This window comes from Mesorhizobium sp. M7A.F.Ca.US.014.04.1.1, from assembly GCF_003998745.1.
Classification (GTDB): domain Bacteria; phylum Pseudomonadota; class Alphaproteobacteria; order Rhizobiales; family Rhizobiaceae; genus Mesorhizobium; species Mesorhizobium ciceri.
In genome coordinates this window covers 2,668-9,364 of the sequence record NZ_RZRW01000208.1, presented here as the reverse complement: position 1 = coordinate 9,364, position 6,697 = coordinate 2,668, and the positions used below count along the sequence as shown (strand labels likewise).

At 64.6% G+C, this 6,697-nt stretch carries 6 protein-coding genes and 2 pseudogenes (1 of these 8 cut by a window edge); 4 read left to right on the top strand and 4 right to left on the bottom strand.

Annotation, left to right across the window (positions count from 1 at the left end):
- The 4 genes and pseudogenes from EOA22_RS15755 to EOA22_RS15740 form a co-directional block, all read left to right on the top strand.
- Nucleotides 1-457 (top strand): annotated as a pseudogene (locus EOA22_RS15755) (phage tail protein); the annotation flags it as partial.
- Between the two features lie 10 nt (nt 458-467).
- The gene (locus EOA22_RS15750; RefSeq protein WP_063169515.1) at nt 468-2,072 is read left to right on the top strand and encodes a heme biosynthesis protein HemY; all 1,605 of its coding nucleotides are present in this window, start codon (nt 468-470) and stop codon (nt 2,070-2,072) included.
- 36 nt (nt 2,073-2,108) lie between these two features.
- Entirely contained in the window at nt 2,109-2,588 is a 480-nt protein-coding gene (locus tag EOA22_RS15745; RefSeq protein ID WP_013528912.1) for a TerB family tellurite resistance protein, read from the top strand.
- Nucleotides 2,589-2,603: 15 nt separating this feature from the next.
- Entirely contained in the window at nt 2,604-3,317 is a 714-nt protein-coding gene (locus EOA22_RS15740) for a glutamine amidotransferase (protein WP_024503038.1), read from the top strand.
- Between the two features lie 100 nt (nt 3,318-3,417).
- Here EOA22_RS15740 and EOA22_RS15730 read toward each other — a convergent pair whose 3' ends face one another.
- The 4 genes and pseudogenes from EOA22_RS15730 to EOA22_RS15715 all read right to left on the bottom strand — a co-directional run.
- On the bottom strand, nt 3,418-3,726 hold the full coding sequence (locus EOA22_RS15730; protein WP_063169514.1) for an NIPSNAP family protein: 309 nt from the start codon (nt 3,724-3,726) through the stop codon (nt 3,418-3,420).
- Nucleotides 3,727-3,777: 51 nt separating this feature from the next.
- Nucleotides 3,778-5,016, bottom strand: a complete 1,239-nt coding sequence (locus EOA22_RS15725; protein ID WP_127390070.1) for an MFS transporter — start codon at nt 5,014-5,016, stop codon at nt 3,778-3,780.
- 162 nt (nt 5,017-5,178) lie between these two features.
- The gene (locus EOA22_RS15720; RefSeq protein WP_063169512.1) at nt 5,179-6,279 is read right to left on the bottom strand and encodes a pyridoxal phosphate-dependent aminotransferase; all 1,101 of its coding nucleotides are present in this window, start codon (nt 6,277-6,279) and stop codon (nt 5,179-5,181) included.
- A gap of 225 nt (nt 6,280-6,504) precedes the next feature.
- Nucleotides 6,505-6,697, bottom strand: a pseudogene (locus tag EOA22_RS15715) (MucR family transcriptional regulator) (it continues 263 nt past the right edge of the window).

Sequence of the window (6,697 nt, the reverse complement as noted above, 5' to 3'; positions counted from 1 at the left end):
GCTCCAGCGCTTTCAGCCGGCCATCCTGCGCGGTAGCCGCCTCGCCGCGATTTCGCCTGATGCGCCGCAGCTTGCGGCACTGCGCCCCTATGCCGAAAAGGGCGTTCCAACCCGCGCCGAGATCGCATCGCAGGCTGATGCCGCCGCCAATGCCATGGTCACGGCGGCGACGCCTGTCGATGAGAATGCCGGCTTCGTTCAGAGCCTTCTGTCGAGCGCGCAATCGCTGGTCAAGGTCAGGCCGATCGGCGCCGTCGAAGGCGCCGGCGCACCGGAAACCGTCGCGCGCATGGAGGCGGCGGTCAACCAGGGCGACTACGCCAAGGCACTCAGCGAGTATGAAACGCTGCCCGAGGCCGCCAAGGCCGCGGGCGCCGACTTTGCCGGTAAGCTGAAGGCGCGCATCGAGGTCGAGACCCAGGTCGATGCGCTGATCTCGGGCGCGATGAAGGCATGAGGGCAACACAATGATCCGCCTGCTCGCCTTCCTCATCGTCGTTTTCGCGCTCGGGCTGGGCTTTGCCTGGCTGGCCGACCGGCCGGGCGACATGGTCGTCACTTTCAACGGCTATCAATACCAGGTCAGCCTGATGGTGGCGGCGGTGGCTGTCGTTGCCGTGGTCGCTGCGGTGATGATCCTGTGGTGGCTGCTCAAGTCGCTGTGGAACAGCCCCTACACCATCTCGCGCTATTTCCGTGTCCGCCGCCGCGATCGTGGCTATCAGGCGCTGTCGACCGGCATGATTGCCGCCGGCGCCGGTGATGGCGCGCTGGCCCGCAAGAAGACCAAGGAAGCCGCCAAGCTGATCCGTTCCGACCAGGAGCCGCTGATCCACCTGCTCGAAGCGCAGGCGTCGCTCCTCGAAGGCGATCATGAAGGCGCGCGGCAGAAATTCGAGAGCATGCTCGAGGATCCCGAAATGCGGCTGCTGGGTTTGCGCGGGCTTTATCTGGAAGCCGAACGGCTCGGCGACCGCAACGCCGCCAGGCATTATGCCGGCCGCGCCGCCGCTGTGGCGCCGCAGCTGGCCTGGGCGGCGGAATCGACGCTGGAAGAGCTGACCGCGCGCGGCGACTGGGACGGCGCCCTGAAACTCGTCGACGCGCAGAAAGCGACACGGCAGATCGAACGCGATGCCGCCAACCGCCGCCGCGCCGTGCTGCTGACCGCCAAGGCGCAGGCGCTTGCCGACAGCGATCCCGCCGCCGCCAGGACGGCGGCGATCGAAGCGAACAAGCTCAGGCCCGATTTCGCGCCTGCCGCCGTGGCCGCCGCGGCCGCACTGTTCAAGCAGAACGATGTGCGCAAGGGCTCGAAGATACTCGAGGCGGCGTGGAAGGCCGAGCCGCATCCGGAGATCGCCGAGCTCTATACCCATGCAAGGCCGGGCGACGCGGTGCTCGACCGCCTCAACCGGGCGAAGAAGCTGCAGGAGATGAAGAAGAACCACGCCGAATCGTCGATGACGGTGGCGCGCGCCGCGCTCGACGCGCAGGATTTCGCGACCGCCCGCCGCGAGGCCGAGGCGGCGATCCGGATGGACCGTCGCGAGGGCGCCTATCTGCTGCTCGCCGACATCGAGGAGGCCGAGACCGGCGATCAGGGCAAAGTTCGGCAGCTGCTGTCCAGGGCGCTGCGGGCGCCGCGCGATCCGGCCTGGGTCGCAGACGGCGTGGTATCGGAACGCTGGGCTCCGGTATCGCCGATCACCGGCCGGCTCGACGCCTTCGAGTGGCGCGCGCCGATGGAGCGTCTTGGCCAGTTGATCGACAGCCATGATGACGCGCCAGCGGGTGCGGCACCGGTTATTGAAGCATTGGCAAAGCCGACGAGCGAAAAAAGGCCGATCGAAGTGATCGACGACGCCGGTGGCGAGACGTCGGCGGGCAAGCAAGCTGAAAGTCGCGAAGAAGATCATGTCAGACCGATCACGGCAGCGGCCTTCGCCGCGGTGCCGAGCGATGCCGAAGGCGTCGAGCCGGCCGAGGAGCTTGCGCGGCTGCCGGACGATCCCGGCGTCGATCCGGACGAGGAAGCGGAGAAATCGCCGCGCCGGTTTCGGTTGTTTTGAGTTGGGCAGGCCGTCAGGCCGTTGGGGTATGGATCTATGTTTGAACGCGTTCTGTCGTTTCTCAGGGATTTGCCGGCCGGTGCCGGCACGCATGCCAGCACGGACGATCCGCGTGTCGCCGCCTCGGCGCTGCTCTACCATGTGATGAACGCCGATGGCGTGCGCCAGGATGTCGAGTGGGAGCGGTTCAAGGCGGTGCTGGCCGAGAGCTATTCGATCAGTGGCGCGGAACTCGAAGCGTTGGCCGCTGCCGGCGAGCGGGCCGACAATGAGGCGATCGATCTCTACGCCTTCACCAGCGTCTTGAAGCGCCATCTCGATGCCGATGCGCGCAAGGCTTTCATCGGCCTGATGTGGGAAATCGTCTATGCCGACGGCGAGTTGCACGAGCTCGAGGACAACACCGTCTGGCGCGTCGCCGAGCTGATCGGCGTCGAACGCCACGACCGCGTCGAGGCGCGCCGCAAGGCGGCGGCGCACGCGCCCGGCGCCACCGGAACATCGAGCGACGAATAGGATCTTCGCCTTCCCATGCCACGCCAGACGAGTTCGAAGCCAAAGATCCTGATCGTGCTGCATCAGGAGAGTTCGAGCCCGGGACGTGTCGGCCACATGTTGCTGGAAGAGGGTTTCGATCTCGACATCCGCCGGCCGCCGCTTGGCGACGCCTTGCCCGAAACACTGGACGACCACGCCGGCACGGTGGTGTTCGGCGGCCCGATGAGCGCCAATGACGACGACGAGTTCGTCCGCCGCGAGACCAACTGGCTGGAAATACCGCTGAGGGAGAACCGGCCATGTCTCGGCATCTGTCTCGGTGCGCAGATGCTGGTCAACTGTCTCGGCGGCAAGGTCGAGGGTCATGGTGAAGGGCTGGTCGAGGTTGGCTGGTATCCCCTGAAGGCGACCGAAGCCGGCAAGCAACTGATGCACTGGCCGGAGATGGTCTACCAGTTCCACCGCGAGGGTTTTTCGCTGCCCAGGGACGCGACGCTGCTGGCGACGGCCGAAACCTATCCCAACCAGGCCTTCCGCTACGGCGACAATGCCTGGGGCATCCAGTTCCATGGCGAACTGACCAGGGTGATGATGCAGCGCTGGGTGGTGCGCGGCGCGCATCGCTTCGAATTGCCCGGTGCCCAGCCCGGCCGCGATCATCTCGGCGGCCGGCTGATCTGGGACATGCATCTCAAGCGCTGGCTGGACGAGTTTTTGCGGATGATCTTCGGCAAGTCGAGCAGATAGCTAAACCGTCGTCTGAACGGATTTCAGGCGACCCGCTTTAGGTCTTTGTCTTCATGCATGTCGTTCTCCCAAAACCGGGGCCACTTTTGGGCGACATGCATTAAGGTTCGAGCACCGGCCGCAGGAAGCTGCGCTCATAGCTGAGAATGCTGCGATTGCGCTTTTCCATTTCGAACACGTCCTGGCATTCCGGGTCGGCAGCCATCCGTTTGCGATAGTCCTCGTAGTCGGCAAGACTCGGAAAGCTGAACATGGCATAGGCGATGTTGCTCGCCCCTTCGCTTGGAAGGAAATAGCCGTGATGGTTTCCGCCGAGGCGGTTGACCAGAGCTATCCAGCGACGACCATAATCTTCGAACTCGGCAAGCTTGTAGGGGTCGATGACGTATTTCAGGTAGCAAGTGATCATGAGAGCTCCTGTGGCATGGGCTAGGCATGTCGGCTGTCAACCGTGGGAAGATCAGTTGCGCCCGTTGAGGTGGCGCACCTTGCGCAGTTGCGGGAACAGCACCACCCACAGGCCCGCGACGGCGATGGCGCCGATGCCGCCGATCACCACGGCCGGCACCGTGCCGATCAGCGCGGCCATCGTGCCGGCCCGGAATTCGCCGACCTCGTTGGAGGCGCCGACAAAGACCTGGTTGACGGCGTTGACGCGGCCGCGCACCTCGTCGGGCGTCCACAGCTGGATCAGCGTCTCCCTGATGTAGACGCTGAACATATCGGTGGCGCCAAGGAAGACCAATGCCACGATCGACAGCCAGGTGATGGTCGACAGGCCGAAAACCACGGTGAAGGCGCCGAACGAGGCTGCAGCGGCCAGCATGATCATGCCCGCGTGGTTGCGAAGTGGATGCCCGGCCAGCCAGATGGCGACGCAAATGGCGCCGATGCTGGGCGCCGAGCGCAGCAGGCCGAGGCCCCACGGGCCGAGCTGGAGGATGTCGCGCGCATAGACCGGCAGCAGCGCCGAGGCGCCGGACAGGAGCACGGCGAACAGATCGAGCGAGATGGCGCCGAGCACGATCTTCTCGCTCCAGATATAGCTGAACCCGCCGAGCAGGTGCTGCATCGTCGGCTTGTCCGACTCGGTGCGCTGCGACGGCTTCGGGATGGTGAAGATCAGCAGCCCGGACACAAGCATCAGGACAGCGGCGGTTCCGTAGGCCGCTTCCGGCGACACGCCGTAGAGCAGGCCGCCGGCGACGGGTCCGACGATGGTCGCCGTCTGCCAGGCCGATGAATTCCAGGCGATGGCGTTGGCGGAAACCTGAGGCGGCACCAGATTGGCGAACAGCGAGGCCGAGGCCGGACCGAAGAAGGCGCGGGCGACGCCGAACATGGCAAGCACGCAGAAGATCGGCAGCGGCCCGCTGATGCCGCGCAGCGCCAGGAACAGCAGCGCCAGCGCGCACATCGCCTCCACCACGACCGCCAGCGCCATGATCAGGCGGCGGCCGAAGCGGTCGGCGGCGACACCGGTGACCAGCACCAGAAGCAGCGACGGCAGGAACTGGACGATGCCGACCAGGCCGAGATCGAGCGGGTCGCGGGTCAAATCGTACATCTGCCAGCCGACCGCGACGGACACGATCATGGTGGCGAATGTGGTGAGGAAACGCGCCGCCCAATAACTCAGGAAGGAGCGGTGGCGGAACGCGGCATAGCGCTGGTCCGGTGATATCTGTTCGGCGGTCATGATTTAAGAGGCCCCATTGCAGTGGCGTCAGCTGGCGGGGCACTTCCACGATGGGCGCTGGTCCGGCTGGCGGAACTTTTAGCTCAGTTCGCCGCGGATATGCGTCAGAATCAGTGCTGGATCAAGGAATTTTCAGCCTGCTCCATCGCCGGCACGCGGAAGTTACTGCCGCAGCGCGACGGAGATGGCGTCGAGGCCGCCGCGCAATTCGGCTTCCGTCGGCCAGCCGAAGCCGACGCGGAAGAAGCGTTTTTCCATCTCGAACCAGTGGCCGGGTCCGACATAGGTTCCATGGTTCTCCAGCAGGTTCGCATAGAACCGGTCGAGGTCGAAGCCGGGTTCGATATCGAGGCGCGGGAAGCCGACGACACCGCCTTCGGGCCTGATCCAGTCGACCAGCGGTTCGCGGTCGATCCAGGCCTGGACGATGTCGCGGCGCTTGGCCATTTCGGGCAGCAGTGTCGCCAGGAAGGCATCCCGGCGCTCGAGCATGCCGCGGGCAATGCCTTCGTCGATGACGCTGCCGCAGATGCCGATCTGTTCCTTTGCGGCGAGGAATTTTTCCTGAAGCACCGCATCCCTGGTGATCAGCCAGCCGATGCGGATGCCGGGAATGCCGAAGGCCTTGGACAATGACGAGACGCTGATCGCCTTTGGGCTCAGTGAGGCAGCCGTCGGCAGCCGCCTGCCGTAGGAGAGGTCGCGATAGGTCTCGTCGACCAGCAGATGGCAGCCGCGAGCCTCGGCAAGCGCCACCAGCGCATCGAGCTCGGCTCGGCTCATCATCGTGCCGGTCGGGTTGTGCGGGCAGGTGACGCTGATCAGCTTCGTGTCCGGCCGAATCGCGGCCTTGACGCGTTCGACGTCGATGGCGAAGCCTTCCTCGAATGCCAGGTCGACAAAGCTGATGGCGCAGCCGATCGCCCTTGGGGTTTCGATGTTGGTGGCGTAGTTGGGCCGGATGACGACGAGATGGTCGTTGGCCGACAAAAGCGAGGTCGAGATGATGAACAGTGCGCCGGCGGCACCGGCGGTGACCAGCACATCATCCGGCGAAATGCCGGCATCCTGCGCCGATATCAGTGCACGCAACTGCTTGTCGCCGCGATGCTCGCCATAGAAAAGCGTGAGATCGGGCAGCGACAGGCCGATGTCGGAGAGCTTCTGGTCGGCGATCGAGCTTTCGGAAAGATTAAAGCGGATACGGTCGTAGCCGTATTCTTCCGGTGCCTCTTTCTCGATCCCCATCCTGGTGTAGTTCATGGCTCACTCCCCAAGAGCAGTTCACCGTTTCACGGAAACGGCGACCCGCTCTAACTCCTTGTTTTTTTACGCAATTCCGGACGGAAAACCGTTTCACACTTTTCCTGGAATTGCTCTAGGAACCCGGCCACCTATCCAAGCCATAAAAATAGGAAGCCGGCCAAGGCGGATTCGCCGGCAGGCTTCTGTTCCAGTCGTCCTAACTGTTGGCTCAGGACTGAATGTTCAGGCCGAGGCCTTGGCCTTCCTGCCCTTGGCGGGCGCCTTGACGGGGGCGGCCTTGCGGCCGAGGCCGATCGACTTCGCCAGCAGCGAACGCGAGGCCGCGTAGTTGGGAGCGACCATCGGATAGTCCGACGGCAAGCCCCATTTGGCGCGATAGGCGTCCGGCGTCAGGCCGAAATGTACACCGATGTGA

Coding starts and splice junctions, on each gene's coding strand:
- EOA22_RS15750 (WP_063169515.1), top strand. CDS start 468: ATGATCCGCCTGCTCGCCTTCCTCATCGTCGTTTTCGCGCTCGGGCTG.
- EOA22_RS15745 (WP_013528912.1), top strand. CDS start 2,109: ATGTTTGAACGCGTTCTGTCGTTTCTCAGGGATTTGCCGGCCGGTGCC.
- EOA22_RS15740 (WP_024503038.1), top strand. CDS start 2,604: ATGCCACGCCAGACGAGTTCGAAGCCAAAGATCCTGATCGTGCTGCAT.
- EOA22_RS15730 (WP_063169514.1), bottom strand. CDS start 3,726: ATGATCACTTGCTACCTGAAATACGTCATCGACCCCTACAAGCTTGCC.
- EOA22_RS15725 (WP_127390070.1), bottom strand. CDS start 5,016: ATGACCGCCGAACAGATATCACCGGACCAGCGCTATGCCGCGTTCCGC.
- EOA22_RS15720 (WP_063169512.1), bottom strand. CDS start 6,279: ATGAACTACACCAGGATGGGGATCGAGAAAGAGGCACCGGAAGAATAC.